22 protein-coding genes are annotated in these 25,337 nt (G+C 74.2%); 14 read left to right on the top strand and 8 right to left on the bottom strand.

Translation table 11 applies throughout. From position 1 onward, the window contains the following. Positions 1–31 precede the first annotated feature (31 nt). Positions 32–730: a FadR/GntR family transcriptional regulator gene (locus tag ACP7CD_RS05145; protein ID WP_017834350.1), complete on the bottom strand. Its 699-nt coding sequence runs from the start codon at positions 728–730 to the stop codon at positions 32–34. Between the two features lie 206 nt (positions 731–936). On the opposite strand from ACP7CD_RS05145, the gene ACP7CD_RS05150 reads away from it, so the two are divergent. The 11 genes from ACP7CD_RS05150 (at position 937) to ACP7CD_RS05200 (ending at position 12,670) form a co-directional block, all read left to right on the top strand. Beyond that, positions 937–2,319: an SLC13 family permease gene (locus ACP7CD_RS05150; RefSeq protein WP_031283467.1), complete on the top strand. Its 1,383-nt coding sequence runs from the start codon at positions 937–939 to the stop codon at positions 2,317–2,319. Between the two features lie 53 nt (positions 2,320–2,372). After that, on the top strand, positions 2,373–3,665 hold the full coding sequence (locus tag ACP7CD_RS05155; RefSeq protein WP_017834348.1) for a CaiB/BaiF CoA transferase family protein: 1,293 nt from the start codon (positions 2,373–2,375) through the stop codon (positions 3,663–3,665). After that, positions 3,662–4,585, top strand: a complete 924-nt coding sequence (locus ACP7CD_RS05160) for an enoyl-CoA hydratase/isomerase family protein (protein ID WP_052132714.1) — start codon at positions 3,662–3,664, stop codon at positions 4,583–4,585. Before ACP7CD_RS05155 ends, ACP7CD_RS05160 begins: the two co-directional genes overlap by 4 nt. A 60-nt stretch (positions 4,586–4,645) precedes the next feature. Beyond that, positions 4,646–5,431, top strand: a complete 786-nt coding sequence (locus tag ACP7CD_RS05165) for an ABC transporter ATP-binding protein (protein ID WP_031283465.1) — start codon at positions 4,646–4,648, stop codon at positions 5,429–5,431. 9 nt (positions 5,432–5,440) lie between these two features. Next, complete coding sequence (locus tag ACP7CD_RS05170; RefSeq protein ID WP_051063812.1) at positions 5,441–6,310, top strand: sulfite exporter TauE/SafE family protein; 870 nt, start codon at positions 5,441–5,443, stop codon at positions 6,308–6,310. Between the two features lie 119 nt (positions 6,311–6,429). Further along, complete coding sequence (locus ACP7CD_RS05175) at positions 6,430–7,233, top strand: TrmH family RNA methyltransferase (protein ID WP_109268975.1); 804 nt, start codon at positions 6,430–6,432, stop codon at positions 7,231–7,233. A gap of 127 nt (positions 7,234–7,360) precedes the next feature. Further along, positions 7,361–7,915: an AMIN-like domain-containing (lipo)protein gene (locus tag ACP7CD_RS05180; RefSeq protein WP_167508885.1), complete on the top strand. Its 555-nt coding sequence runs from the start codon at positions 7,361–7,363 to the stop codon at positions 7,913–7,915. A gap of 227 nt (positions 7,916–8,142) precedes the next feature. Beyond that, positions 8,143–8,403 carry a type B 50S ribosomal protein L31 gene (locus ACP7CD_RS05185; RefSeq protein WP_017834341.1) on the top strand — a complete coding sequence of 87 codons (261 nt, stop codon included), beginning with the start codon at positions 8,143–8,145 and terminating at the stop codon, positions 8,401–8,403. A 133-nt stretch (positions 8,404–8,536) separates the two neighbouring features. Next, complete coding sequence (locus ACP7CD_RS05190) at positions 8,537–9,601, top strand: lipoate--protein ligase family protein (RefSeq protein ID WP_095651509.1); 1,065 nt, start codon at positions 8,537–8,539, stop codon at positions 9,599–9,601. A 142-nt stretch (positions 9,602–9,743) separates the two neighbouring features. Then, on the top strand, positions 9,744–10,796 hold the full coding sequence (locus tag ACP7CD_RS05195) for an LCP family protein (protein WP_144836095.1): 1,053 nt from the start codon (positions 9,744–9,746) through the stop codon (positions 10,794–10,796). Between the two features lie 101 nt (positions 10,797–10,897). Beyond that, the gene (locus ACP7CD_RS05200; RefSeq protein WP_426119280.1) at positions 10,898–12,670 is read left to right on the top strand and encodes a glycosyltransferase family 4 protein; all 1,773 of its coding nucleotides are present in this window, start codon (positions 10,898–10,900) and stop codon (positions 12,668–12,670) included. Between the two features lie 13 nt (positions 12,671–12,683). Here ACP7CD_RS05200 and ACP7CD_RS05205 read toward each other — a convergent pair whose 3' ends face one another. The 3 genes from ACP7CD_RS05205 to ACP7CD_RS05215 form a co-directional block, all read right to left on the bottom strand. Next, positions 12,684–13,574 (bottom strand): oxygenase MpaB family protein, encoded by an 891-nt coding sequence (locus ACP7CD_RS05205; RefSeq protein WP_031283456.1) that lies wholly within the window; start codon positions 13,572–13,574, stop codon positions 12,684–12,686. A gap of 143 nt (positions 13,575–13,717) precedes the next feature. Then, on the bottom strand, positions 13,718–14,392 hold the full coding sequence (locus ACP7CD_RS05210; RefSeq protein WP_017834337.1) for a hypothetical protein: 675 nt from the start codon (positions 14,390–14,392) through the stop codon (positions 13,718–13,720). Between the two features lie 181 nt (positions 14,393–14,573). Continuing rightward, the gene (locus ACP7CD_RS05215; protein ID WP_017834336.1) at positions 14,574–15,275 is read right to left on the bottom strand and encodes an SDR family oxidoreductase; all 702 of its coding nucleotides are present in this window, start codon (positions 15,273–15,275) and stop codon (positions 14,574–14,576) included. A 221-nt stretch (positions 15,276–15,496) separates the two neighbouring features. Here ACP7CD_RS05215 and ACP7CD_RS05220 point away from each other — a divergent pair, with 221 nt between their 5' ends. Further along, positions 15,497–16,891, top strand: coding sequence for an aldehyde dehydrogenase family protein (locus ACP7CD_RS05220; RefSeq protein ID WP_426119282.1), 1,395 nt, complete (start codon positions 15,497–15,499; stop codon positions 16,889–16,891). Positions 16,892–16,958: 67 nt separating this feature from the next. Here ACP7CD_RS05220 and ACP7CD_RS05225 read toward each other — a convergent pair whose 3' ends face one another. The 3 genes from ACP7CD_RS05225 to ACP7CD_RS05235 form a co-directional block, all read right to left on the bottom strand. Continuing rightward, on the bottom strand, positions 16,959–17,666 hold the full coding sequence (locus ACP7CD_RS05225; protein ID WP_426119284.1) for an AfsR/SARP family transcriptional regulator: 708 nt from the start codon (positions 17,664–17,666) through the stop codon (positions 16,959–16,961). A gap of 188 nt (positions 17,667–17,854) precedes the next feature. Next, on the bottom strand, positions 17,855–19,537 hold the full coding sequence (locus ACP7CD_RS05230; RefSeq protein ID WP_017834333.1) for an ABC1 kinase family protein: 1,683 nt from the start codon (positions 19,535–19,537) through the stop codon (positions 17,855–17,857). Next, entirely contained in the window at positions 19,534–20,691 is a 1,158-nt protein-coding gene (locus tag ACP7CD_RS05235) for a hypothetical protein (protein WP_017834332.1), read from the bottom strand. Before ACP7CD_RS05235 ends, ACP7CD_RS05230 begins: the two co-directional genes overlap by 4 nt. A gap of 191 nt (positions 20,692–20,882) precedes the next feature. Between ACP7CD_RS05235 and ACP7CD_RS05240 the strand changes: the two genes are divergently transcribed. Continuing rightward, the gene (locus ACP7CD_RS05240; RefSeq protein WP_136341423.1) at positions 20,883–22,307 is read left to right on the top strand and encodes a hypothetical protein; all 1,425 of its coding nucleotides are present in this window, start codon (positions 20,883–20,885) and stop codon (positions 22,305–22,307) included. Between the two features lie 66 nt (positions 22,308–22,373). After that, positions 22,374–22,577, top strand: coding sequence for a hypothetical protein (locus ACP7CD_RS05245; protein WP_017834330.1), 204 nt, complete (start codon positions 22,374–22,376; stop codon positions 22,575–22,577). Between the two features lie 112 nt (positions 22,578–22,689). Here ACP7CD_RS05245 and pepN read toward each other — a convergent pair whose 3' ends face one another. Continuing rightward, positions 22,690–25,314, bottom strand: a complete 2,625-nt coding sequence (pepN, locus tag ACP7CD_RS05250; RefSeq protein WP_176475383.1) for an aminopeptidase N — start codon at positions 25,312–25,314, stop codon at positions 22,690–22,692. Positions 25,315–25,337 lie beyond the last annotated feature (23 nt).

A 25,337-nucleotide genomic window follows, 5' to 3' on the forward strand; every position in this document is an offset into this window, starting at 1 on the left:
GGCAGGCGCGGGCAACGGCCGACCGGGGCCCTCACTCGGGGCGGAGCACCGCGACGTCGGAGACGAGTTCGATGTGCTCGGCCATCGCGCGGGCCGCCCGCTCGGGCTCCCGGTCGCGGATGGCGTCCACGATCGTCCGGTGGGACTCCAGGGACCGTTCGGGGCGGCCCTGCTGGCTCAGGGACTCGATGCGGGTCTCCCGCACGAGTCCGGAGATCTCGGTCATCATCCGGGCCAGGACCGAGGAGTGGGCGGCGGCGGTGACCGCGGCGTGGAACAGCTCGTCGCCCTCCAGTCCGCGGCCGCCGCCGGCGATGTCCTGCGCCATGAGCGCCAGGGCGTGCTCGATGGCGGACAGGTCCTCGGGGGTGCGCCGGGCCGCGGCCAGGGCGGCGATCTTGGTCTCCACGGCGCTGCGGGCGTCGACGATGTCCGGCAGCCGATCGGCGTGCTCGCGCAGTCCCCGCAGCACCACGGCGCTGGAGGGCCGGTAGCGCAGCACCGCCCCGCTGCCGTGCTGCACGTCGATCACCCCGAGCACCTCCAGGGCCACCAGGGCCTGGGCGACGGTGGCCCGGGAGACGCCCAGGCTGTCGGCGAGGTCCCGCTCCGGGGGGAGCCGGTCGCCGGTCTCGAGCCGGTCCTGGATGACGTGGTCCAGCAGCCGCTCCACCACCTGCTCGTAGAGCCGAGGGCGTTCCACCCGGTCGATCCTGTTGGGCCCTGCCATGTCCGTCCTCCCCGGTCGCACGGCGCCGGAGCGTCCCGGCGGCGCGGCACCACCCAGTGGCGTCCGGCCCCTATGCTAGCCCAACGATTGACAAGGACCCCTAGTGTCCTATTGGCTAGTCCAAAACTGGCGGTGTGATCCACACCACTGTTCCCGCAGGAGCTCCACCCTCACCGGCGGGACCGTCCTCGTCCGAAGGAAGACCCATGGGCCCAGAAGTGCTCTCCATCATCATCCTGGCCGCGATGTTCGTCGTGGCCACCGTCCTGCCCGTCAACATGGGGGCGCTGGCCTTCGTGGGCGCGTTCGTGCTGGGGGTGTTCGTCCTCGGGATGGACACCGACCAGATCCTCGAGGCGTTCCCCGGCGGGCTGTTCCTCACCATCGTGGGGGTGACCTATCTGTTCGCCATCGCCCAGAAGAACGGCACCGTGGACCTGCTCGTGCAGGCGGCGGTGAAACTGGTGGGCAGCCGGGTCGCGCTGATCCCGTGGATCATGTTCTTCATCACTGCCGTGATCACCGCCGTGGGCGCCCTGTCCCCGGCCGCCGTGGCGATCATCGCCCCGATCGCGCTGAGCTTCGCCGCCAAGTACAAGATCAATCCCCTGATGATGGGCATGATGGTCATCCACGGCGCCCAGGGCGGCGGCTTCTCGCCGATCTCCGTCTACGGAGTGACCGTCAACGGCATCGTCGCCGGGGCCGGCCTGGACGTCAGCCCCACCGCGGTGTTCCTCTCCAGCCTGGTCTTCAACCTGCTGATCGCCGTGGGCCTGTTCGTGACCCTCGGTGGGCGCGGCCTCGTCTCGGCCCGCGCGGAGGACTTCGTGGAGCGGGCCTCCGAGGCCCGCCTGTCCCGCAGCCGGGTCGCCGCCGGGCACGCCGGGGACCGGGACGTGGACTTCAAGGGCTTCGGCTCGGGCATGTACGGTCCCCGTGACCCGGCCGGATCCTCCGAGCCCCCGGTCCGGCGCGAGGGCAGGGACGGACTGCTCCCGCAGGCCGCCACCATCCTGGGCCTGGTCGTACTGGCCGTCGTCGCCCTGGGCTTCGGCGTGGACGTGGGCTTCGTGGCCATCACCGTCGCCGTCGTCCTGGCCCTGGTCTCCCCGAAGGCTCAGAAGGGCGCGGTCAACAAGATCGACTGGTCCACCGTGCTCCTGCTCGGCGGCATGCTCACCTTCGTCGGCGTGCTGCAGGAGGCGGGCACCATCGAGTACGTCTCCAACGGCGTGGCCGGCCTGGGGATGCCGCTGCTGGCGGCGCTGCTGATCTGCTACATCGGCGCCGTCGTCTCCGCCTTCGCCTCTTCGACCGCCATCCTCGCCGCGCTCATCCCCCTGGCCGTGCCCTTCCTGCTCGCGGGCGAGGTCGGGGCCACCGGGCTGATCTGCGCCCTGGCCGTGGCCTCGACCATCGTCGACGTCTCCCCGTTCTCCACCAACGGCGCGCTCGTGCTGGCCAACGCCCCCGCTGACGTGGACCGCGACGTCTTCTACAAGAAGATCCTCGTCTACGCCACCGGCGTGGTCGTCATCGGCCCGCTGCTGGTCTGGGCCGTGATGGTCGCCCCCGGCTGGCTGTAGCCCGCAGCCCCGCCCCGCCGATGCCCACCGACCCGATCACGGAGGAACCCGCCATGACCGACATCCAGCCCGCCACCGGCACCCCGCCCCGCACCGACCCCCAGGAGCCCTCGCCGTCCGGCGGCCCCCTGGCCGGCACCCTCGTCGTAGACCTGTCCCGTGCCCTCGCCGGCCCGCACGCGGCCATGATGCTCGCCGACCTGGGCGCGCGGGTCGTCAAGATCGAGAGCCCCGGCACGGGTGACGACACCCGCGGGTGGGGCCCGCCCTTCGTGGGACCCGAGGACGACCCGCAGGCCACGTACTTCCTGTCCTGCAACCGCAACAAGGAGTCCGTGGCCCTGGACCTCAAGTCCGAGGACGGCGGGCAGGTGCTCCGGGCGCTCGTGGAGCGCGCCGACGTCCTGGTGGAGAACTTCCGGCCCGGGGTGCTGGACCGGCTCGGCTTCTCCGTCGAGGAGCTGCACCGCCTGAACCCCCGCCTGGTGGTGCTCTCCATCACCGGCTTCGGCCACGACGGACCGGAGTCCCGGCGCTCCGGCTACGACCAGATCGTCCAGGGCGAGGCCGGGCTCATGTCGCTCACCGGTTCCGGCCCGGACGACCCCCAGCGGGTGGGCGTGCCCATCGCCGACCTGCTGGCCGGGATGAACGGCGCCTACGGCGTGCTGGCCGCCCTCTACGAGCGCGAGCGCACCGGGGCCGGGAAGGTCGTGCGCACCTCCCTGCTGTCCTCGGTGGTCGGGGTGCACGCCTTCCAGGGCACCCGCGCCACCGTGGCCCACGAGGTGCCGCGGGCCCAGGGCAACCACCACCCCTCCATCGCGCCCTACGGCCTGTTCGCCTGCCGCGGCGGGAAGGTGCAGATCAGCGTGGGCAGCGAGAAGCTGTGGCGCACCTTCGCCGGGGCCTTCGGGATCGACCCCGACCGGCCGGAGTTCGCGACCAACGCCGACCGCGTCCGCAACCGACCGGCCGTGATCGCCGCCGTCGAGGAGGCCTTCGCCGCGCACGGTCCCGAGGAGCTGCTGGAGCTGCTGGCCGGGATCGGCATCCCGGCCGGGAAGGTCCGGACCCTGGACGAGGTCTACGCCTGGGAACAGGTGCGCTCGCAGGGGCTGGTCGTGGGCGTCGACCACGAGGTCCTCGGTCCCGTCGAGCTGCCCGGACCCGCGGTGCGGTTCTTCGCCCCCGGCGACACGGACGAGACGACACGGCGGGACCACGCCGCCCCGCCCGTGCTCGACCAGCACGGTGCCTCCGTCCGCGACTGGCTCGCGGGCACCGCGACCGGGGCCGGCCCCACCGGGAACACCACCGACCCGAAGGCGGAGGCCCTCCGATGACCGCTCAGCCCCTCCCCGAGATGTCCACCGGCGCCCTGGAGGTCCGGCGGGAAGGACCCGTGGCCTGGGTGGTCCTCGACCGCCCCGACCGGCGCAACGCGCTGTCCCCGGCGATGTGGGCGGCCCTGCCCGGCGTGCTGGAGAAGCTGGACGCCGACCCCGGCGTGCGGGTGATCGGGCTGCGCGGGGCGGGCGGGGTGTTCTCCGCCGGGGCCGACATCGCCGAGGTGTTCGAGTGCCTGGGCGAACCCGGCACCGGGCTGCCCCGCGGCGGGCTGCTCACCGAGGCCGAGGCGGCCCTGGCCGCGGTGCACAAGCCCACCGTGGCGGCCCTGGAGGGGTACTGCATGGGCGGGGCCTGGATGCTGGCCGGCGCCTGCGACCTGCGCATCGCCACGGCCTCCCTGCGCATCGGACTGACCCCGGCCCGGATCGGCATCGTGTTCCCGGCCTCCGGGATCCAGCGTCTGGTCCGCCTGGTGGGCCCCGGCACGGCCTCCTACCTGCTGCTCACCGGCGACACCGTCACCGCCGCCGACGCCGAGCGGTGGGGCATGCTCACCCGCGTGGTGGAGGACGCCGGCTTCGAGTCGGCCCTGGAGCAGGTGGTCACGGACCTGGCGGGGCGGTCCCAGCTCTCCGTGCAGGCCCACAAGCACCTGATCGCGCTCGCCTCCCCGGACGAGGGCGAGGCGGCCGGGTTCGGCGCCGACGAGATCTCCGAGGCCCTGTTCCGGGAAGTCCTCGACGGACCCGACGCCCGCATCGGGCAGCGGGCGTTCCTGGCCAAGGAGACGCCCCGCTTCCGCTGGGCCGGGGAGGACTTCTGGGCCGCCCGCTCCGGCGCCGCCGGGAGGGGCAGGGAGCACCGCGCGTCGATCATCCGTGGGCGGTGGCCGCGCCGCTCCGCCCGTCCCTGACGGGGTGCGTGCCGCACCGGCACGCCGGTGCGGCGCTCCGCGTGTCCTAGAGTGGCGGGTATGAGTGCTGTGGTGGAGATGGTGGACGTCAGCGTGGTCCGCGGACAGAAGACCCTGCTGGATTCCGTGGACTGGGTCGTCAACGAGGGCGAGCGCTGGGTCATCCTCGGCCCCAACGGCGCCGGCAAGACCACCCTGCTGTCCATCGCGGCCGCCCGCCTGCACCCCTCCCGGGGCATGGTCGACATCCTGGACGAGATCCTCGGCGCGGTGGACGTGTTCGAGCTGCGCCCCCGCATCGGGCTGACCTCCGCCGTGCTCGCCACCCAGATCCCCGACGCCGAGTCCGTGCGCAACTGCGTGGTCACCGCCGCGTACGGGGTGACGGGGCGGTGGATCGAGAGCTACGACGACGCCGACGAGGCCCAGGCGCAGGAGCTCATGGCCGCGTGGGGGATCGAGCACCTGGCGGAGCGCCGCTTCGGCTCGCTCTCGGAGGGGGAGCGAAAGCGCGTCCTGATCGCCCGCGCCCTGATGACCGACCCCGAGCTGCTGCTGCTCGACGAGCCCGCCGCCGGCCTGGACGTGGGCGGGCGGGAGGACCTGGTGGCCCGGCTGGACGAGCTGGCCCGCGACGGGGCGTCCCCGGCGATCGTCATGGTCACCCACCACCTCGAAGAGGTGCCCGACGCCTTCACCCACGCACTGCTGCTGCGCGAGGGCCGGGTGGTGGCCGCGGGCCCCGTCCGCACCGTCATGACGCAGAAGAACCTCTCCGAGACCTTCGGCCTCCCGCTGAAGCTGGTGAAGGTCGGCAACCGCTTCGCCGCGTTCGGCCGGTCCTGACCCGACGTGGTGCCCGACACGCTCGCAGCCCTCGCCGCGGACTTCCCGTTCGAGTGGTGGCAGGCCGCCCTCATCCTGCTCGCCGGCGTCGCCGCCGGACTGATCAACACCATCGTCGGCTCGGGCACCCTCGTCACCTTCCCCGTGCTCGTGACCATGGGCGTCCCGCCCGTGACCGCGTCCATGTCCAACGCGATGGGCCTGATCGCCGGCAACCTCACCGGCGCCTGGAACTACCGCCACGAGCTCGCGGGCGTGGAACGGACCCTGCTCAAGCTCATCCCCTGCTCCGCGCTCGGCGGGGTGATCGGCGCGTGGCTGCTGCTGCACCTGCCCGAGGAGGTCTTCGGCTACGCCGCGCCGGGGCTGATCGTCGTCGCCCTCCTGTTCGTGGTCTTCCAGCCGCGGCTCCAGGCTCTGGTGCGCCGGCGCAAGGACGAGCAGGCCGAGGCCGCCGCCGCGGCGGCCCGGGCCCGGGGGGAGACCCCCCGCACCCTCGACCCGGACCGGGCCCCGCAGCCCGCGTCCCTGTACGTCCTGGTGTTCCTGGCCGGGATCTACGGCGGGTACTTCGTGGCCGCCCAGGGCGTGCTGCTGCTCGGCATCCTGGGCGTCTTCCTGCTCGCCTCGCTGCAGGCCGCCAACGCCGTCAAGGTGGTGCTGGTGGCGGCGGTGAACATCGTCGCCGCCGTGTCCTACATCCTCTTCGCGTTCGACCGGATCAACTGGTGGGTGGTGCTGCTCATCGCCCTCAGCTCCACGGTGGGCGCCTGGGCGGGGGCCAAGATCGGCCGCCGGCTCTCCCCGGTCCTGCTGCGCACCGTGATCGTGGTGCTCGGCGTCGTGGCCCTCGTGAGCCTCGTGTCCCAGCTGCTCTGAGACCGGCCGGGCCCCGGACGGGCTCCGGCTACCATTCGGGGCGGACCCCCTCCGCGGCCCCGACCCCGCCCGCCTCGAACCCCGACCCCGAAGAGACCCCCGTGACCGACCTCCCCCAGATGATCCGCCTCGACAGCGCCGACGACCCCCGGGTGGCCGACTACGCCCGCCTGACCGACGTCCGGCTGCGGCGCAAGCTCGAGCCCGAGCGCGGCATGTACATCGCCGAGTCCTCCAAGGTGCTCCGCCGGGCGCTCGCGGCCGGGCACACCCCTCGGTCCTTCTTCATGGCGGAGAAGTGGCTGGAGGACCTCGCGGACGTCCTCGCCGAGCACCCGGACGTGCCCCTGTACGTCGGCCCGGACGAGGTGCTCGAGCAGATCACCGGCTTCCACCTGCACCGCGGGGCGATCGCGGCCATGCAGCGCCCGGAGCCGGTGGAGCTGGAGCGGCTCCTGGCGTCGTCGCACCGGGTGGCGGTCCTCGAGGACATCGTCGACCACACCAACGTGGGGGCGATCTTCCGTTCGGCCGCCGCGCTGGACGTCGACGCCGTGCTCGTCACCCCGCGCTGCGCCGATCCCCTGTACCGGCGCTCCATCCGGGTCTCCATGGGCACCGTGTTCCAGGTCCCGTGGACCCGGCTGCAGCACTGGACGGCCGACCTGCAGCGGATCAAGGACGCGGGCTTCACCACTGCGGCGCTCGCCCTGAGCGACGACTCGATCACCCTCCAGGAGCTGTCGGCGCGCCGCGACGAGCGCCTGGCCCTGGTCCTCGGCACCGAGGGGGACGGGCTGAGCGCCGCCGCCGTCCACCACGCGGACCTCACCGTGCGGATCCCGATGTCCCACGGCGTGGACTCCCTCAACGTCGCCGCCGCCTCGGCCGTGGCCTTCTGGGAGACCCGGCCCTGCCGCTGACGCCCCGCCCCATAACGATTGCTGACCCAGTTCACCCTCACCTGGAGACTTAGCATTCGGAAAGGCGGATCATGGGAGCACCCGCTCGAGCCCACCGGGGCCCGAGGGGTCTTGGAGAAGGTGCATCATGAAGAAAGTCATCTCATGGCTGGCGGCACTCGTGCTGGCCATGGGGCTGGGGCTCATCGTCCCCGGCAGCGCGAACGCCGCGGCCCCGTACTGCGGCATCACGTGGGGATCGGGGGCCAAGGCCCGCAGCGGTGAGGCGACCACGCCCCGCTACCCCCACGTCACGGACGTCCGGGCGGGGCAGCACCGCTGCTTCGACCGGATGGTGATCGACCTCGACGGCAGGCTGCGGGGCTACGACGTGCGCTACGCCCGGTTCACGGGCATCGGCTCCGGCGACCCCATCCCCCTGCGGGGGACCGACCTGGTGATCACGGCCAACGCCCCCGCCTACGACGGCAGGGGCAGGCCCACTTACGAGTTCGACGACCGGCGGGAGCTCGTGGACGTCGCCGGCTACCGCACGTTCCGCCAGGTCGCGTGGGGCGGCAGCTACGAGGCCCGGACATCGGTCGGCCTCGGCGTGCGCGCGCGGCTGCCGTTCCGGGTGTTCGTCCTCGACGGGCCGGGCCGGGGGTCGCGGCTCGTCGTGGACGTCGCCCACCGGTGGTGAGGCGCCGCGGCCGGGGCAGCGGCGCGGGGGGGGAACGGCAAGCACCGGGCCCCCCCGCGCCGCGGGACGGCGGGTGAATTTCCACCGGCGATCCGGTACGCTGGACCGCTGGTGCCCGATGCCCCCGCCCTTCCCGGACCGCGCGGACGGACGACGACGGCGCACCGCCCACCGAGCGAAACCGTGGCTGGCAAAATCCAGGCACCGACGACAAAGGTTTGAACCCCATGAAGACTGACATCCACCCGGACTACCACCCGGTCCTCTTCCGCGACCTGGCCTCCGGCAAGACGATCCTGACCCGTTCCACCGCCACCTCGAAGAAGACCGAGACGTGGGAGGACGGCAACGAGTACCCGATCATCGAGGTCGAGATCTCCTCGGAGTCCCACCCGTTCTACACCGGCAAGCAGCGCATCATGGACTCCGCCGGCCGCGTGGAGCGCTTCAACGCCCGCTTCAAGAACTTCGGCAAGTCCAGCAGCTGATCTCCGTCCCGCTCGCGGGGCCCCGCACGATCGCCCGCAGGCCCGGACCGCACCGGTCCGGGCCTGCGCCGTGCCCGCGGTCCCCGGCGTAGGCTGACCCGGGACCACCGGCACGGACGAGGGAAGGACACGGATGGCGCAGGAGCGACGGCACGGGGAGTACAAGGTGCTGGGCGGCAAGCTCGTGGTCGCGGACCTGGACGTGGTCGACGGGCGGCTGGCCGACGTCTCCGTGAACGGGGACTTCTTCCTCGAGCCCGACGAGGCCCTCGAGGACATCAACGCGGCGCTCACCGGGCTCAGCGAGCAGGCCTCCCCGCAGGAGATCGTCGCGGCGGTCGAGGCGGCCCTCGCGCCCGACGTCGTGCTGTTCGGCTTCTCCCCGCAGGCGATCGCCACCGCGGTCCGCCGGGCCCTGGCCCACGCCACGACGTGGGACGACCACGCGTGGGAGGTCATCCCGCCCACCGTCCGCCCCACCCTGGAGAACCTCGCGCTCGACGAGGTCCTCGCCCGCGAGGTGGGCGCGGGCCGGCGCCCGCCCGCCCTGCGCCTGTGGGACTGGGAGGAGCCGTCCGTGGTGATCGGGTCCTTCCAGTCCCTGCGCAACGAGGTGGACGCCGAGGGCGCCCGGCGGCACGGCGTCTCCGTGGTGCGCCGCGTCTCCGGGGGCGGGGCCATGTTCATGGAGGCGGGCAACTGCATCACCTACTCGCTGTACCTGCCGCAGACGCTCGTGGACGGGCTCAGCTTCTCGGAGTCCTACCCGTTCCTCGACCAGTGGGTCATGCAGGCGTTCCAGGAGATGGGCCTGGAGGCGTTCTACGTCCCGCTCAACGACATCGCCACCGAGCACGGCAAGATCGGCGGAGCGGCGCAGAAGCGCTTCGCGGGCGGCGGGATGGTCCACCACGTGACCATGAGCTACGACATCGACGCGCAGAAGATGACCGAGGTCCTGCGGATCGGCAAGGAGAAGCTCTCCGACAAGGGGCACCGCTCGGCGAAGAAGCGCGTGGACCCGCTGCGCCGGCAGACCGGCATGGCCCGCGCCGACGTCGTGGGCAAGCTCGTGGAGGTCTTCGCGGGCCGCTACGGCGCCGCGGAGGGCACCGTCCGGGACGCCGAGATCGCCGCCGCCCGCGAGCTCGTGCGCACCAAGTTCGCCACCTCGGAGTGGATCGCCCGGGTGCCCTGACCCGCCCGTGGCCCTTCTCCGCCCCCGGCTCTCCCAGCGACCTCCGGGCGACCTCCGAGCAGCGGCGGCCTAGCATGGGCGCACCGACCGGGGCAGGTGCCGCGACCGGCGTCCGCCCGACCCACCGAACGGGGAGCCTCTGATGACCGTCCACGACCGCGAATCCGCCCGCGACGCCGACCGTGGTGCCGAGCGCGCGGCGGCCGCCCCGCGCCGCCGCCCGGTCCGGCGCGTGCTGCTGGTGCTCCTGGGTCTCGTGCTGGTCGTCGCCCTGGTGGCCGCCGCGTTCGTCTGGAACCTGGGACGGACCTTCGACGCCCGCAAGCAGGTCGTGGACGACGCGTTCCCCGCCGAGAGCGGGCGCCCCGCCGCGGGCTCCGCCCAGGACCGGGGCACCACCGTGCTGCTGCTTGGCGCCGACAGCCAGCCCGGCGGGCGGGCGGACGTGGGCGTCGAGGGGGTGCGGGCGGACACCATCATGCTGGTGCACCTCCCCGAGGACGGCGGCGAGGCCTACGTCATCTCCGTGCTGCGGGACACGTGGGTTCCGATCCCCGGGGTGGGGGAGGCGAAGATCAACGCCGCCCTCGATCTCGGCGGCGTCCCGCTGATGGTCGGGACGGTCGAGGACCTCTTCGGCACCCGGATCGACCAGGTCGCCGAGGTGGACTTCGCCGGCTTCCAGGCCCTCACCGACGCCCTCGGCGGCGTGACCGTCGACGTGCCCCAGGACTTCGTGTCCAACGAGGGCATGACCTTCGAGCAGGGCCCCGAGCACATGGACGGGGAACGGGCGCTCGAGTTCGTCCGGGAGCGCAAGGCCTTCGAGGACGGGGACTTCCAGCGGGTGGAGAACCAGCGCAACTACGTCCAGTCCGCTCTCGAGCGGCTGCTCGGCCCGCAGACGCTGCTCAACCCGGTCCGGCTGCACACCGTGGTCAGCGACTTCTCGCCCTACCTGACGGTGAGCGAGGGGCTCGACGCGGCGTGGATCGCCGGGCTCGCCCCCGACCTGGCCGGTCTCTCCGCCGGGGACCTGCGGATGACCACGGCCCCCGATCAGGGCCTCGGCGTGTCCCCGGACGGGCAGTCCGTGGTCCTGCCCGACCTCGAGGCGATGGCGGGCATCGGCACGGCCGTCGCGGCGGACGATCTGGGCCCATATCTTGCTACGCTGAACCCTGACGATCAGTAGTTCCCCACCGGCCCCCGACCCGGCGAGAAACGTCTTCCCCCGCCCGCAGCACGCCCCGTGATCGACCGGGACGGCCCCTCTTGACCCCCCGCGAGAAGGCCATGCCGCACACTCCCCGCCCCTTCAGTCCGGACGACGAGCCCGAGGCCTTCTGGCTGCCCGCGGCCCGGCTTCTCCCCGCCGCCGCGGCGCGACCCGCCGCCCGCGCCCTGCTGCGCAGTCCCTGGCCCGAGGCCGGGGCCGCCGTGGTCCGCGCCCTGGGCCCGGACCCGCGCGCGGAGCGGCAGCTCGAGCACCGGCTCGGCCGGGCCCGCCGCCGGCGTCCCGCGCCGGGCGCGGCCCGGCGCCTCGCCGAGGCCGCCCTGTCCGCGGGCCGCGTGGCCGAGGCGGACCGGTTCCTCGCGCTGGTGCCGCCCGGCACCAGCGACCTCGCCGGCACGCGGGCCCGCCGCCACCGTTACGTCGGCCGGATCTCGGAGGCCGTGGTCGAGCTCCGGCGCGCCGTGGCCGCCGGGCGAGCCACGCCGGGGGAGCGCCGCCGGCTGCTCCACTACGAGGACGACCTGCGGCTGCTCTCCGGCTGGCGTCCCGCGCTCACCCCGGTGGTCGGCTACCGGCCGGAGGCCGCCTCCGTGCTGCACGTGCTGGCCGAGGCCCCGCCGCGCGCCCTGGGCCGCCGCGCGCCGCGCCACCACTCCCTGCTGTCCGCGACCGTGGCCCAGGGCTGGACCGTGACCGCGGTGACCCGCCCCGGTCCCGTGCCCGCCGACGGCCGGTCGCACGGGCCGGCGCCCGAGGTGCTCGACGGCGTCTCCTACCACTGGATCCTGCCCGCCCGCAGCGCGCTGCTGCCCACGGCACGACTGCAGCAGGAGGCGCAGGCCCTGCTCGAACTGGCCCTGCGCGCCCGGCCCGCCGTGCTGCACACGACGAGCCGTCCCGGCAACGGCCTCGTGACCCGCGCGGTGGCCGAGGCCCTGGGCATCCCGTGGGTGTACGAGGTGCGCGAGCTGCCGGCCGACCGGTGGGCGGCCTCCCGTCCCGCCGAGGCCGTCACGAGCGAGCGCCACCGGCTCGACTGCGCCCGGGAGGCCGAGGTCCTGGCCGCCGCGGCCGACGTGGTGACCACGAGCCGTGCGATGGGCGAGCGGGTGCGGGCGCTGACGCGGGCCCTGCCGGCCGGCCCGGTCCCGGTCCGCGTGGCGCCCCCCGCCGTGGACGGCCCCTACCTGGCGGATCCCCGTCCCCTGCGGGAGGCGCGCCGGGTGCTCGGGCTGCCGGAGACGGCCCGGGTGGTGGGCGCGGTCGCGGACCTGGTGGAGCACGAGGGCCTCGACGACCTCCTGCGCGCCGCGGCCCTCGTGCGCGCCGACGTGCCGGAGCTGCTCGTGGTGGTCGTGGGCGCGGGCCCGGCGCGGCGGGAGCTCGAGCGCCTGGCCGCGGAGCTCGGCCTGGGCGACCGGGTCCGCTTCACGGGGCGGGTCCCGGACGAGCAGGTCGTGCAGTACCACCAGGCGTTCGACGTGTTCGTGGTCGCCCGCAAGGACCGCCCGGTCACCCGGGCCGCGGCCCCGACCGAGTCCGTCGAGGCCCTGGCCACCGGGACCCCCGTGGTCGCCTCGCGGCTGCCGGTGCTCGCCGAGACCGTGGCCGACGGCATCACCGGGATGCTCACCCCGCCGGAGGAGCCCGAGACCCTCGCCACGGTCCTGCGGATGATGCTCGAGTGCCCCGCCGTGCGCCGCTGCCTCGGCGGCGAGGGCCGGCGCCGGGTCCTGCCGGGACGGACGTGGCACGGCGTGGCCGCGGCGGCCGCGGAGGCCTACGACCACGTCACCGGGCGCGCCGGGACCGAGGAGGAGGCCTCGGCCTGAGCGCGGTGCGCTCTCAGAGCAGGCCGAGGCGAGCGAGGCGGCGGCGCGCGGCCGCCTCGCTCGGCCCCGTCTCCCCGAGGGCGCGGCCGACCACCGCCAGGGTGAGCCCGGCGGCGCTGCGCGTGGGCAGCGGCACGGGGCCCAGCCGCGGACGCTCGAGACCGAGCAGGTCCAGCCGGTCCCCGGGCAGCGAGTCCACGACGGCGGCGAACAGGGCCCGGTAGCCCGGCAGCAGCACGGGGTCCAGGGGCGGGCGGCGCAGGAACGCCACGACGTCGTCCACGCGCGGGCCTCCGGCGAGGCGGGGGCCGAAGGACCGGAGGCGCTCGTCCAGCTCGGCCTCGGAGCGCGGCGGCCGCTCCACGCCCATCAGCCGGCCCGCCACGGCCCACTCCCGCACGTAGGCGTCCGGCCCGCCCGGGATCGTCCCGCCCCACCGCTGGTGGGAGCGCAGGAACGCGTCCGTGAACGCCAGGTGGACCCACTCGGCGAGCTCGGGGTCGTTCGCGCAGTACGGGCGCCGCACGCCGTCGGCCCCGGTGTAGGTGCCGCGCACGCCGTCGTGGATCCGGCGGACGTGCGCCGAGGCCCGGTGCGCGGCGGTGGTGTCCCCGTAGGTGACGGTGAAGATCCACCGGATGGTCCCGGCGAGGCGCCCCAGGGGGTCGCTCCGGTAGTCCGAGTGCTCGACGACGCCGGCCAGCGCCCCCGGGTGCAGGGCCTGGGTGAGCAGGGCGCGCACGCCCGCGGGGATGGTCGCCATCGACCCGTGCACGGCCCACACCGCCGAACCGGGCCGGAAGTGCCCGGCGTCCTGGCCGTCGGCCAGCGCCAGCTCCCACTCCGGCACGCGGTCCGCCTGTCCGGCGAAGGTCGTGCGCAGCCTGTCCTGCAGCGGCGCCATCAGTCCCACGTCGAGCCCCTTCCGTCCCGGTGACCGGTCGGGCCCATCATGGCCGCCGCCTCCGACATCCGCGGCGGCGCGCCGCGCAGGACCGCGCCCGGATCCGCCACCGGGGCGGGGCCGCAGCGGGCAGGGCCGGGAGCTCAGGGCCGTTCGGAGCCCCCGGGGACCAGTCCGGCCAGGGGCCCGCCCCGGAGGAAGCGCACGAGGGCGGGGGAGCGGGTGACCACCGTCTCCTGGTAGCGGCCGGGCAGCTCGGGGTCCTTGCCGATGACCAGCTGCTCGACGTCGTCGTCCAGGAACATCGCCATGGTGCCCCGCAGCAGCTCCAGCACCGCGTCGTCGCCGAGCAGGTCGCGCACGGCGCCGGGCAGCCGGACGGTGCGCGCGCCGTCGAGGACCAGGTCGGCGAAGTCGGGGGTGTCGCCCTCCGACCACCGGGCCGTGGACGCGGCGGCGACCGCCCCGACGGCCTCGACCGCGAGGGTCACGACGATGGTCGCCTCCGTCAGCGCCGTCCGGACGTCCTCCGCGCGGCCCCGCTCGCGGTTCCGCCGCCAGCGGCTCGGACGGGTGCGGTCGACCACCAGGTACTCCAGCTGCAGCCTGCCCCGGCAGTCCTCCAGGAAGGAGACGGTGACAGTCTCGGCGGGGCAGTCCTCCCGGACGGCGGCGTAGGCCCGGCGCAGCAGGTCCTGCAGGTCGGTGGAGCCGCGGCCGAGCGTGCGCGCCGAGAGGCGCACGGGCCGGCCGTGCTCGTCGAGGCAGCGCACCGTGATCGGGACGCGTGCCACCGTGGTGTCGAGGGGGGAGTCCACGCTGACGTCAGGCCTTCCTGTGCGGTCGGGGAGAGGTCATCAGTCTAGATGCGCAGTCATGATCTGCCCGCGCCCGACCCGTCGCCCGTTGTGGGGACAATCGTGCCCTCACCAGCGGCGACGGCCGGGCCGGAGGCGTTTCCGCGGTCCGGCCCGGCCGTCCCTCCGTGCGCAGGGCCGATCAGGGCCAGGAGCCCTCCTCGGCGTGGGCGACGAACAGCTCGCGGATCTCGCACCCGTGGGGCTGGCCGAGGGCGAACAGGACGGCGTTCGCGACGTTCTCCGGATCGTTGAGCTGGGAGTCGTCCTGCGGCTTGTACTGCTCGTCCCGGTCGTCGAAGAAGCGTGTCTTCATGCCGCCCGGGATGAGCTGGGTGACGCCGACCTCGCCCTTGAGCTCCGCGGCGAGGGCCTGGGTGAAGCCCAGCACCCCGAACTTGGAGGCGCAGTACGCCGTCGCGTCCGAGACGCCCTTCAGCGCCAGGGTGGAGGCCACGGTGACGACCCGCCCCCGGGACTCCCGCAGGGCGGGCAGCGCCGCACGCACCGTGGACACGGTGCCGAACAGGTTGACCTGCACGACCTTCTCCCACTCGGTGCTCGCCACGTCCTCGAGCCGGCCGCAGCGGTCGATGCCGGCCGCGGTGACGACCGCGTCCAGACCGCCGGCGTCCGTCACGGCCCGGCGCACCGCCTCGGTCACCGCGGCGGTGTCCGCCACGTCGACTTCGTAGGCGGTGACGCCGGTGAGCGTGCTGATGTCCCGGTCCAGGACGATGGGGGTGCCGCCGTTGTCGCGGACCGCCTCCGCCACGGCGGCGCCGAGCCCGGAGGCACCGCCGGTGATCAGCACCCGGCCGGGATTGGTGGGCTGGAGACTCATGCAACTTCCTCTCTGCTGGACACGGCCGCGCCCACGGCCGGTGCCGCGGGCGGGCGTGCTGCTCCTCGTCGGAACAGGGGGCAGGCGCCGCGGGTGCGGCGGCCTGGCCCTGCTACCGTAGCCGCTCCCGAGCCGTTCATCAGTATGCTCATCAGGACGGCCCCCTGGGTGTCCGCGCCCGCACGGCCGGAGGACGCCCGCCCGCACGGAGAAGGAGTTCCATGACCACCGCTGCACCCGCCACCGCCCCGACGACCGAGCTGACCGTGCAGGATCCGCGGGACGGGTCCACGGTCGGCACCCTGGCCGCCGCCACGGAGGAGGAGGTGCGGGCCGCGGTCGAGACCGCCCGCGCCGCCGCCCGGGACTGGGCCCGGACCGCTCCCGAGGAACGCGGGAAGGCCCTGCGCGCGGCCGCCGACCGTCTGGCCGCCCACGCCCAGGAGCTCGCCGCGCTCAACGCCCGCGAGACCGGCAAGCCCGTCGAGGAGTCCCTGGGCGGGGTCATGGCAGGGGTCGGCACACTCCACCAGTACGCCGAGCTCGGCCCGGTGCACCGGGGCCACAGCCTGCGCGGCAGCGTGCTCGCGGCCGACTACACGGTCGCGGAGCCGCGCGGCGTCGTCGTCGCCCTCACCCCGTGGAACGACCCCGTGGCCGTGGCTGCGGGCCTGCTGGGCGCGGCGATCGTCACCGGCAACACCGTGGTGCACAAGCCGAGCGAACGGTGCCCCCACCTCGGAGCCCGCCTCGGGGAGATCCTCGCCGGGGTCCTGCCGGCCGGCGTGCTCGGCACCGTCACCGGAGGCGCCGCCGTGGGGCAGCTGCTCACGGCGCTGCCCGGCGTCGACGTCCTCGCCCACGTCGGCTCCACCGCCACGGGGGAGGCCATCGCCCGCGCGGCGGTCGGCACCGGCGCCCACGTGGTCCGGGAGAACGGCGGCAACGACGCCCTGGTGGTCGACGACGACGTCGACCCCGTCTGGGCCGCCGGGCAGGCCGCCCTCGGCGCGTTCGCGAACTCGGGCCAGATCTGCGTGGCGGTCGAGCGGATCTACGTCCACCGCGGCGTCGCCGAGCCGTTCCTCGAGGCGCTCGCCGAGGAGGCGCGCCGGCGCAACACCGACGGCACGCTCGCGCCGCTGGTCGACGAGCGGCTGCGCGAGGAGGTCCACCGCCAGGTCGCCGAGAGCGTCGCCCAGGGGGCGGTCGTGCTCGAGGGCGCCCAGGTCCCGGAGGGCCCCGGCGCGTTCTACCCGGCCACCGTGCTGCGCGGGTGCACCCCCGCGATGGCCGTGATGACCGAGGAGACGTTCGGGCCCGTGGCGCCGGTCCAGGTCGTCGACAGCTTCGACGAGGGGCTCCGGCTGGCCGCCGCCGACCGCTACGGGCTGGCCGCCACCGTGCTCACCGGCCGAATCGCCCACGCCCAGCGCGCCGTGGCCGAGCTGCCCGTGGGCACGCTCAAGGTCAACAACGTCTTCGGCGGCGCCCCGGGCGGTGCGGCGCAGCCGCGGCGGGCGTCCGGCGCGGGCTTCGGCTACGGCCCCGAGCTCCTCGACGAGATGACCCAGGTGAAGGTCGTGCACCTGGAGATGCCGTCCGAGGCTGGCTGAGCACAGGCCACGACGCCGGCGGGCCCCGGTCCGCGGTGGCCGCGGCGCGGCCCCGGGGACCGGGTCCTCACCGCCGGCGCCGGGGCTCGAGCAGCCCCCGGACCCGGTCCGAGGGCTGCTCGCCCAGCTCCGCCGCGAGGGCCGAGCGGTACTCCTGGAACGCCCGCCGGGCCTCGGCCTCGTTGCCGAGAGCGAGGTGGGCGCGGAGCAGCAGGCGCACGGCGCTCTCGCGCAGGGGAGCGGCGTCACGGACCGTCCGGGCCAGCGCGAGGGCGTGGTGGACCTCGCCGCGGAGGAGGCAGAGCTCGGCCCGCTCCTCCACGGCGTTGACGTAGAGCTCCTGCAGCCGGGCCTGCTCCTCGACCACCCAGTCGTCGTACCAGCCCGGCAGCAGCGCCACCCGGGGGCGGTCCAGCACAGAGGCGTCGTCCTGCTCGGCGGACCAGGACGCCACGGGGCGCACGACCAGCTCGAGCAGACGGTGCAGGTCCACGTCCACCGCCCCGGAGAGCGCGAGGTCGCCGCCGCGGCCTTCCAGGGCCCCCGGCACGCGCCGGGACAGGGTGAAGACGGCCGCGCGCAGGCTGCCGAGCGCGTGGTCCTCCGGGCACTCCGGCCACAGCAGGCCGGCGAGGTAGTGCCGGGACCGGGGGCCGTGGACCGCCAGCGCCGCCAGGAGCCGCTGCTGCCGCGCCCCGGTGTGCACCGGGGCGCCCTGCACGGCGAGGTCCCAGCTCCCCAGCAGGCGCAGCGTGATCGGTCTCCGCTCGCCCATGATCCCGCTCCCCCCGGTTGACCAGGCACAACGTCCGCGCCCGGGCTCCACCGCCATGCTCTGCCGCGGGGTGGGGGAAGTCAACGGGATGTCGTGCCCCGCCGCGAGTGCGTCCGCGCCGGGTCCCCGCCGGGTCCCCGCCCGGCGGGGGCCCGGGGCGGAGGCCGGGCGGGCCGCCCCGCCGGGGCTCAGAAGCGGCGGCGGACCCGGATGGTGTTGGCCAGGCGCCGGACCTTGGGCACGTTGGTGGAGAGCACGAGATAGCCGGTGAGCGTGCCCACGGTGGTCGCGCCGCCGGCGATCAGGGGGGTGTGGAACTTCCGCCACCGCTCCGGGTCGGACGCCAGGATGTGGGCCATGCCGTTGATGGACGCGGCGATCACCGCGCCGGCCACCACCTGGTGGCCGATCTTCTCGCCGCGCTTGAGCAGCGGCTCGAACTCGTCGGCGCGCAGGTGGACGTCGAAGCCGCCGCGCTCCAGCACCACGATGAGCCGCCGGAGGTACTCGGGGGCCTCGACGCCCATCTGCACCGCGTCCTGCAGGATGTCGCGCACCCGCTTGGCCAGGATCTCGGGGGAGAGCCGGTGCAGCACGAACCGCTGGGCGTACGGGGCGAGGACCGAGACGAGGTCGAACTCCGGGTCCAGGCCGGTGCCCACGGACTCCGCCGTGACGAGCATCCGCAGGAACAGGGCGGACTCGCGCGGCAGGTGCATCCGGTAGCGGCGCAGCATCCCGATGAGGTCGCCCATCAGGTGGCCCACCCGCACCTCGTGCAGGGGCTTGTTCGCGTAGCGGCGCAGCAGGATCGCCACGTCCCGCTCGAGGTCCTTCTTGTTGACGTCCAGCTCCTGCGAGGTCAGCCCCAGCAGCCCTGCGGCGACCCGTCGCGGGTTCTCCTGCACCACGCCGAGCATCAGGGTCACCAGGTGGTCCCGGAACTCGTCGGTGAGGGTGCCCATCATCCCGAAGTCGATGATCCCGATCCGCCCGCCGGTCTCCACGAACAGGTTCCCGGGGTGCGGGTCCGCGTGGAAGAAGCCGTGCTCGAAGATCATCCGGCAGATGGCCTCGGTCGAGTCCACGGCCAGCAGGTGCCGGTCGAGCCCGGCGGCCTCGAGGGCGGGGTAGTCGTTGATCTTGATCCCGCGGATCCGCTCCATCGTGAGGATCCGGGAGGTCGAGGCCTCCCAGAAGATCTCCGGGACGTGCACCCGGGGGTCGCCCCTGAAGTTCTCGGCCATCCGCTGGGCGTTGCGGGCCTCCGTGAGGTAGTCCAGCTCGTCCCGCAGGGACTGGGCGAACTCGTCCGCCAGACCCACGAGGTCGAAGTGCTGCACCGCCGGCCAGTAGGTGGACAGCAGCTTGGCCAGCTCCGCGAGGATCTCGAGGTCGCGGTTGACCTCCTCGACGACGCCGGGGCGGCGCACCTTCACGACGACGTCCACCCCCTTGTAGACGGCCGCGTGCGCCTGGCCGATCGAGCCCGTGGCGAGCGGCACGGGGTCGATCTCGGCGAGGATCTCCTCGGCGGCGGAGTCGGGCTCCGACTCGATCATCGCCCGGATCCGCTCCGGCGGCACCGGGGGCGTGCTGTCCTGCAGCCGGGTCAGCTCCTGCACGTACCGCGGCGGCAGCAGGTCCGGCCGGGTCGAGACCACCTGGCCGAGCTTCACGAACGTGGGACCGAGCTCCTCGAGGGCCTGCCGCAGGTGGACCGGCTGGCTGTAGAGCTTGTCGGGGTCGATGAGCCGGACCCGGGCCAGCGGTGCGCGCCACTCCTCCTTGATCCCGCCGAGGGCGAAGCCGAAGCCGTGCTTCGAGAGGACCTCGAGGATCTGGAGGAAGCGTTCCCGGCGGCTGATCATCGGCGGGCCGCTCCGGTGCTCATCCGGGCGAGGTAGAAGGACATGAAGCCGGTCGCGACGGCCACGATGAAGCACAGCGCGCTCACCAGCGGTTCGATGCCGAGGAAGACCACGCCCACCCCGCCCAGCAGCACGGTCATGGCCAGCAGCGTCCACACGGCCACGTGCACCCGGCCGAGCACGCCGGTCCCCGGGCCGGCGGACGAGCGCTGAGCGGACACGTCGTCGTCGTGCCCGGCGCGCTCCGCGCCCCCGGACCCCGCCGCGGAGACGGCCAGGCCCTTGCGCCACTTCTTCGCGTTGCGCGAGCGGTCGGCCTCGGCCGGGACGTAGGCGTCCGGGACGGGGAAGCTGCCGCCGGGCGGCAGGAGCTCGGGGACGTCGTTGGGCAGCTGCTCGAACCACTCCGCGGGGATGTCCTCCGGACGCGCGGCCTGGAGGGTCATCGAGACCTCGAAGGCCGAGCCGCGGATGGTGCCCCACACCGCGGTGAGCTTCTCCTGCTGGAAGGCGTGGTCGATGATCGGGATGAACTGCTGGGACATCTGGGTGGAGAGCCGGCCCACCTGGCGGCGCTCGTAGAGCACGTCGACGATGTCCAGGGTCTGCCCGTGGTGGTTGCGGACCTTGTTCGTCTCCAGGGTCAGCATCACGCGGCCCTCCCCGGACGGGGGGATGACGCTGTGCAGGTACTCGGCGAACTCCTGCTCGTCCAGGACCTTGATCGACGGGCCCTGCGGCAGCACCGCGGCCTGCGCCGGGGGCGTGTTGAGCGGGAACAGCAGGTCCGGGGCCGCGATCGACAGCCGCGCCGCGGCGTCGACCTCCGCCTGCCCGTCCTGGCGCAGGACCGTGGCCTCCAGCTTCAGCGGCGCCACCGGCGTGTAGCCGGACGCGATGACCCGCGCGAGGTAGGGCCAGTACCGCTGCGCGTCCTGCTGGGCGAGGTGGCCGATCTTGTTGGGCCCGATCCGCACCGAGACGGTGTGGGGGTCGAAGGGGTTGTCCGGCTCCGGGACCAGCGCCGCATTGCCCGTCCAGGTGCGCAGCTTGCCGAAGGACAGACCGCCGAACACCCGCATGATCTCGGTGTCGTAGAAGTTCTCCGTGACGATCTCCAGAGAGCCGCGGTCGTTGAGCGCGTAGTCGGTCATGGTCTCCCTCGATGGAGCTGGGGCATCAAGTCGTCAATAGCTTCTCACGATTCCCGTGACGCCCGGTCCACCGCCGGGCCCGTACGGTGTCCGCGCTGACTGGTGCAATGATGGCCGATCAGGACACCGGGCGGGCCCCGGTGACCGCCCGGGACGAGAGCCGGACCGGGACCCCCGAAGGAGGCGCGCGGATGCCCCAGGGCCAGGACCTCCCGCCCGAGCCGGACCGCCCGGCGGTGGACGTCGACGTGCTGCGCACGCTCTTCCTCAGCCCCGGCGACTGGATCCACCGGCGCGTGGAGTCCGTGCTGATGAGCCCCGACGGGGTCACCCGCCGGAAGGTCTCCCTCGACGTCGACCTCGCCGTGCGCGCCCCGTGGCCGGCCGACGGCGCCGGCCGGCTGCTGGTGCCCGTGACCATCCAGGCCAAGCAGCCCCTGCGCAACTTCGACGCCGTCTGCCAGGGCGACCCCGTCCCGGTCCTCAGCACCGAGGACAACGGGGCGCTCGCCGAGCTGCTGCTGCGCGGACTGATCCCGGAGCAGCTGCCGCTGGCCGAGGCGGCCGTCCTGGCGGACGACCACGTCCCGGCGATCGTGCACGCCCCCGAGCTGCTCGTGGAGGACGCCCTCGACGGGTTCTGGGCCTACTGCGAGCACCTGCGCGCCGTCGTCCAGGAGCTCGTCGACCGGGGGCGGCTGCCGGCGGAGGACGCCGAGCACTGGGAGGCCGACCTCGCCCTGTTCACCACCGTGGCCGACCAGCTGGCCCGCGGCTTCCTGCTGACCTTCGCGCTGCCCGCCGAGTTCGCGGGGCGCCGGCTCGTGCTCAAGTACTCGATGGACGAGCAGTACGCCGCCGGCCGGAGACCGCGCGCCCGGGACCGGCTGCGGCACTGCTGGATGCCCTGGGTGGGTCGGGTCGGCCTGCACGACCTCGCGTCCTGCCGCAGCTTCCACCTGGAGCTGACGGTGCCCCCGGAGGTCCGGCTGCACGAGTTCACGGTCCTCTCGCACGAGGGCGGGCGCCCCGGCGGGCCGGGCGGCTCGCACCGGGCGGTGGACCGGGTGCTCGCCGAGGACCGCGCCGTGCGGCGGTGGCCCGGGGCGGTGCGCGGCCACCTGGCGCTGCGGCCCACGTCCCGGTTCGACGACGCCTTCTGCGAGATGGTGATCCTGCCGGCCCGGCAGGGGATCACGGCGTTCGCCTCCGTGGCGGTCAGCCTCATCACCGCGGTCCTGCTGCTCGTGGGGCTCGTCGCCACCGTGCGGGAGCACGTCCTGGGGCCGGGCTGGCAGGTGCCCTCCGCGGCGGCCTCGATCGTGATGTCCGTGGTGGCGGTGCTGCTGTCCTGGATCAACCGGCAGCCCGAGCACGACATCTCCGTGCGCGTGATGCGCCCCCTGCGCTACGCGCTGAACCTGGAGGCGCTGGTCATGCTGATGCTCGCCGGCGCGGCCTCCGTCCCCTTCACCCCGGTGGCGGCCGCGGCGTACTGGTCGGTGCTCGTGCTGCTGCACGTGCTGTCCCTCGTGCTCGTGGCGCGCACCTGGTGGGTGCGGCGGTCCGTGGACCGGGGCTGGTTCACGTCCCGGGCGCGGCGGCACGGCCGATGACCGGCGGCGCTCTGTTCAGTGGGGCGGCGGCCTCCTACACTGGAGGTGTCACGGAAAGGATCCACCATGGCCTATGACGCCCGGACCGGTCCGCAGGCGCCCCAGCCGCGCCGCGAGCACCGCAACGACTCCAAGGTGAACCTGCTGCAGCTGGGCAACTCGTCGATGTCGCTCGGCCAGAGCCTCGACCGGCGGGTCTTCAAGTCCAACGAGGACGCCCAGCGCGCCGTCGACCGCGTGCTGCGCCGCTCGGGGCGCCCCGCCACCTGAGCCCGCGCCGCCCGGAACCGCCGGGTCCCCCGGACCGTCGCAGTCCCCCCGGTGCGCACCGGGGGGACTGCTGTTGCCCGGAGGACCCGGGGCCGGCCTCGGCGTGCGGGGGTCAGGGGCGCGCCGCCGCCTGCGCCCGCAGCGCCCGCAGCAGGTGGTCCCGCTCCTCGACCAGGATCCGGCGCAGGGCGGCGGGCGCCCCGGCGTGGTTGCTCAGCCACAGCTCCGTGCGGGCGAGCACCGGGTGGTGCTCGGGGTCGTGCCCCGGCTCGAGATCGGCGCCGGCGGGGTAGAGCCCCTGCACGATGCGGGTGGCCATCCCGATGGACCGGCGCGCCCACACCTCCTCCAGCATGGCGAAGTACCGCTCCCGGTACGGCTCCACCAGCTCCGCCGGGCCCAGCTGGAAGCCGGCGACCGTGGCGCTCAGCAGGTCGTTGGACAGCTCGTCACCGGTGATCGCGTCCCAGGCCTCCGCCTTGGCCCGGGGGAGCGGGCGGGCGGCGCGGGCCCGGGCCCAGCCGACCTGCCCGGTGCGGGTCCGGTCGGCGGCGCGCTCCCGTTCCAGGGCGGCGTCCAGGACGGGGTCCTCGCCGTGGCCGGTGGCCGCGAGCGCCGTCCACAGCGCCCAGCGCAGGTCCGAGCCCAGCCGCAGCCCGGGCAGCGCGTCCCGCCCGCCCAGGAGGTCGCGCAACCATCCGGCGTGGCTGCCGTCGCGCCGGGCCGTGCGGGCGGTGAGCCGGGCGAGGGCCAGCTGCCGGTCGCTGCCCGGATCCGCCCGGCGCAGCTCCCGGACGGCGGCGTCGAGCAGCCGGCCCCGAAGCCGGGCCCGCCGGGCGGTCGGGGTGAAGCGCTCGACGGCCTCCACGGCGTGGTCCACGGCGGTGGAGAACATTCCGGTCTGCGGCTCGGCGAAGCCGTGGTCCAGGACGGCGCCCACCCAGTCCCCGGGGTCGAGCTCGGCGTCCCGGGTGGCGTTCCACAGCCCCGACCACAGCTGGGCGCGGGCCATGTCGTCCTCCACGGAGGACAGGGAGCTCAGGGCCGTGGTGAGCGAGAGCGGGTCCAGGCGGGTCTTGGCGTAGGTGAGGTCCTCGTCGTTGACCACCAGCAGCGGCGCGGTCGAGCCCACGAGCTCGGGGACCTCCACGGAGGACTCGGCGGGCAGGTCCACGCTGACCGTGCCGGTGCGCACCAGGACGTCCCCGGGACCGCGCTCGTAGCCGCCGAGCAGCAGCCGGTGCGGGCGCAGCACCCCGGCGCCGGGGTCCTGGAGCAGCGCCGCGAAGGTGACGGTGCCGTCGTCGTCCCGGGCGAGGTCCAGGGCCAGCGAGGTGACGCCGGAGGTGCCCAGCCAGGACTCCGCCCAGCCGCGCACGTCCCGCCCGGAGGCCTCCTCGAGCACGGCCAGGAAGTCCTCCAGGGTGGTGGACCCGTAGGCGTGGCGGCGGAAGTAGGCGCGGCACGCGTCGACGAACGGGCCGTAGCCCACGAACGCCACGAGCTGCTTGAGCACCGCGGCGCCCTTGGCGTAGGTGATGCCGTCGAAGTTCTGCCGGGCGGCCTCGAGGTCGTGGATGTCGGCGACCACCGGGTGCGTGGTGGGCAGCTGGTCCTGCCGGTAGGCCCAGGCCTTCCGGCGATCCGCGAACGCGATCCACGCCTCCTCGAAATCCGTGGCCTGCACCGACGCGTGCGCCCCCATGAACTCGGCGAAGGACTCCTTGAGCCACAGGTCGTCCCACCACGTCATCGTGACGAGGTCCCCGAACCACATGTGGGACATCTCGTGCATGAGGGTGTTCGCCCGCCCCTGGTACTGGGCGCGGGTGGCCCCGTCCGGGAACAGGTACTCCTCGGTGAAGGTCACCAGCCCGGGGTTCTCCATGGCACCCAGGTTGTACTCGGGCACGAACGCCTGCTCGTACTTCCCGAACGGGTACGGGTAGCCGAACAGCTCGGTGAAGAACGTCAGTCCCTGCCGGGTGAGGTCGAACAGCTCGCGGGCGCCGGTGGCCGCGTCGAGGTGCTCGGCCAGCGAGGCGCGGCAGTACAGGGCCAGCGGCACGGACATGCGGCTGCCGTCCTCGAAGGAGTGCCGCCACTCGCCCGCCACCCGGTGGTACGGGCCCGCCAGCACCGTGGTGATGTACGTGGAGATCCGCTCCGTGGGGGCGAACTCGTGGCGCACCGCCCCGGGCCGCTCGGCCTCCGGAGCGGGGGACGCCGCCATGCGCACCCCGTTGGAGGAGACCTGCCAGCCGTCCGGGGCCAGGACCGTGAACCGGAAGGACGCCTTGAGGTCCGGCTGCTCGAAGTTCGCGAAGACCCGGCGGGCGTCCGCCGGCTCGTACTGGGTGTACAGGTAGACCCGGCCGTCGGCCGGGTCCACGAACCGGTGCATCCCCTCCCCGGAGCGGGAGTACAGCCCCCGCCCGGCCACCGTGACCTCGTTGGCCGCCTCGAGGGACGGCAGCCGGATCCGGGCGCCCTCCACGACGTCGTCCGGGTCCAGCTCCCGGCCGTTGACCGTCACCGACTCCACGGAGCGGCCGATGAAGTCCAGGAACGTCTGGGCGCCCTCCTCCGCGGCGAAGCGCACCGTGGTCACGGACCGGAACGAGTCCGCCTCCGGGTCCGGCGCGGTGGACAGGTCCAGCAGGACGTCGTAGCTCTCCACGGCGACGAGCTCGGAACGGTCGGCGGTCTCGCGGCGGGTCAGGTTGTCGTTGCGCACCGTGCCATTGAACCACCCGGGCC

The organism is Kocuria sp. LHG3120 (assembly GCF_049897445.1).
Classification (GTDB): domain Bacteria; phylum Actinomycetota; class Actinomycetes; order Actinomycetales; family Micrococcaceae; genus Kocuria; species Kocuria rosea.

Excerpts from the sequence above, each read along its gene's own strand:
- ACP7CD_RS05145 (WP_017834350.1), bottom strand. The coding sequence starts at position 730 with ATGGCAGGGCCCAACAGGATCGACCGGGTGGAACGCCCTCGGCTCTAC.
- ACP7CD_RS05150 (WP_031283467.1), top strand. The coding sequence starts at position 937 with ATGGGCCCAGAAGTGCTCTCCATCATCATCCTGGCCGCGATGTTCGTC.
- ACP7CD_RS05155 (WP_017834348.1), top strand. The coding sequence starts at position 2,373 with ATGACCGACATCCAGCCCGCCACCGGCACCCCGCCCCGCACCGACCCC.
- ACP7CD_RS05160 (WP_052132714.1), top strand. The coding sequence starts at position 3,662 with ATGACCGCTCAGCCCCTCCCCGAGATGTCCACCGGCGCCCTGGAGGTC.
- ACP7CD_RS05165 (WP_031283465.1), top strand. The coding sequence starts at position 4,646 with ATGAGTGCTGTGGTGGAGATGGTGGACGTCAGCGTGGTCCGCGGACAG.
- ACP7CD_RS05175 (WP_109268975.1), top strand. The coding sequence starts at position 6,430 with ATGATCCGCCTCGACAGCGCCGACGACCCCCGGGTGGCCGACTACGCC.
- ACP7CD_RS05180 (WP_167508885.1), top strand. The coding sequence starts at position 7,361 with ATGAAGAAAGTCATCTCATGGCTGGCGGCACTCGTGCTGGCCATGGGG.
- ACP7CD_RS05185 (WP_017834341.1), top strand. The coding sequence starts at position 8,143 with ATGAAGACTGACATCCACCCGGACTACCACCCGGTCCTCTTCCGCGAC.
- ACP7CD_RS05190 (WP_095651509.1), top strand. The coding sequence starts at position 8,537 with ATGGCGCAGGAGCGACGGCACGGGGAGTACAAGGTGCTGGGCGGCAAG.
- ACP7CD_RS05195 (WP_144836095.1), top strand. The coding sequence starts at position 9,744 with ATGACCGTCCACGACCGCGAATCCGCCCGCGACGCCGACCGTGGTGCC.
- ACP7CD_RS05200 (WP_426119280.1), top strand. The coding sequence starts at position 10,898 with ATGCCGCACACTCCCCGCCCCTTCAGTCCGGACGACGAGCCCGAGGCC.
- ACP7CD_RS05205 (WP_031283456.1), bottom strand. The coding sequence starts at position 13,574 with ATGGCGCCGCTGCAGGACAGGCTGCGCACGACCTTCGCCGGACAGGCG.
- ACP7CD_RS05215 (WP_017834336.1), bottom strand. The coding sequence starts at position 15,275 with ATGAGTCTCCAGCCCACCAATCCCGGCCGGGTGCTGATCACCGGCGGT.
- ACP7CD_RS05220 (WP_426119282.1), top strand. The coding sequence starts at position 15,497 with ATGACCACCGCTGCACCCGCCACCGCCCCGACGACCGAGCTGACCGTG.
- ACP7CD_RS05225 (WP_426119284.1), bottom strand. The coding sequence starts at position 17,666 with ATGGGCGAGCGGAGACCGATCACGCTGCGCCTGCTGGGGAGCTGGGAC.
- ACP7CD_RS05230 (WP_017834333.1), bottom strand. The coding sequence starts at position 19,537 with ATGATCAGCCGCCGGGAACGCTTCCTCCAGATCCTCGAGGTCCTCTCG.
- ACP7CD_RS05235 (WP_017834332.1), bottom strand. The coding sequence starts at position 20,691 with ATGACCGACTACGCGCTCAACGACCGCGGCTCTCTGGAGATCGTCACG.
- ACP7CD_RS05240 (WP_136341423.1), top strand. The coding sequence starts at position 20,883 with ATGCCCCAGGGCCAGGACCTCCCGCCCGAGCCGGACCGCCCGGCGGTG.
- ACP7CD_RS05245 (WP_017834330.1), top strand. The coding sequence starts at position 22,374 with ATGGCCTATGACGCCCGGACCGGTCCGCAGGCGCCCCAGCCGCGCCGC.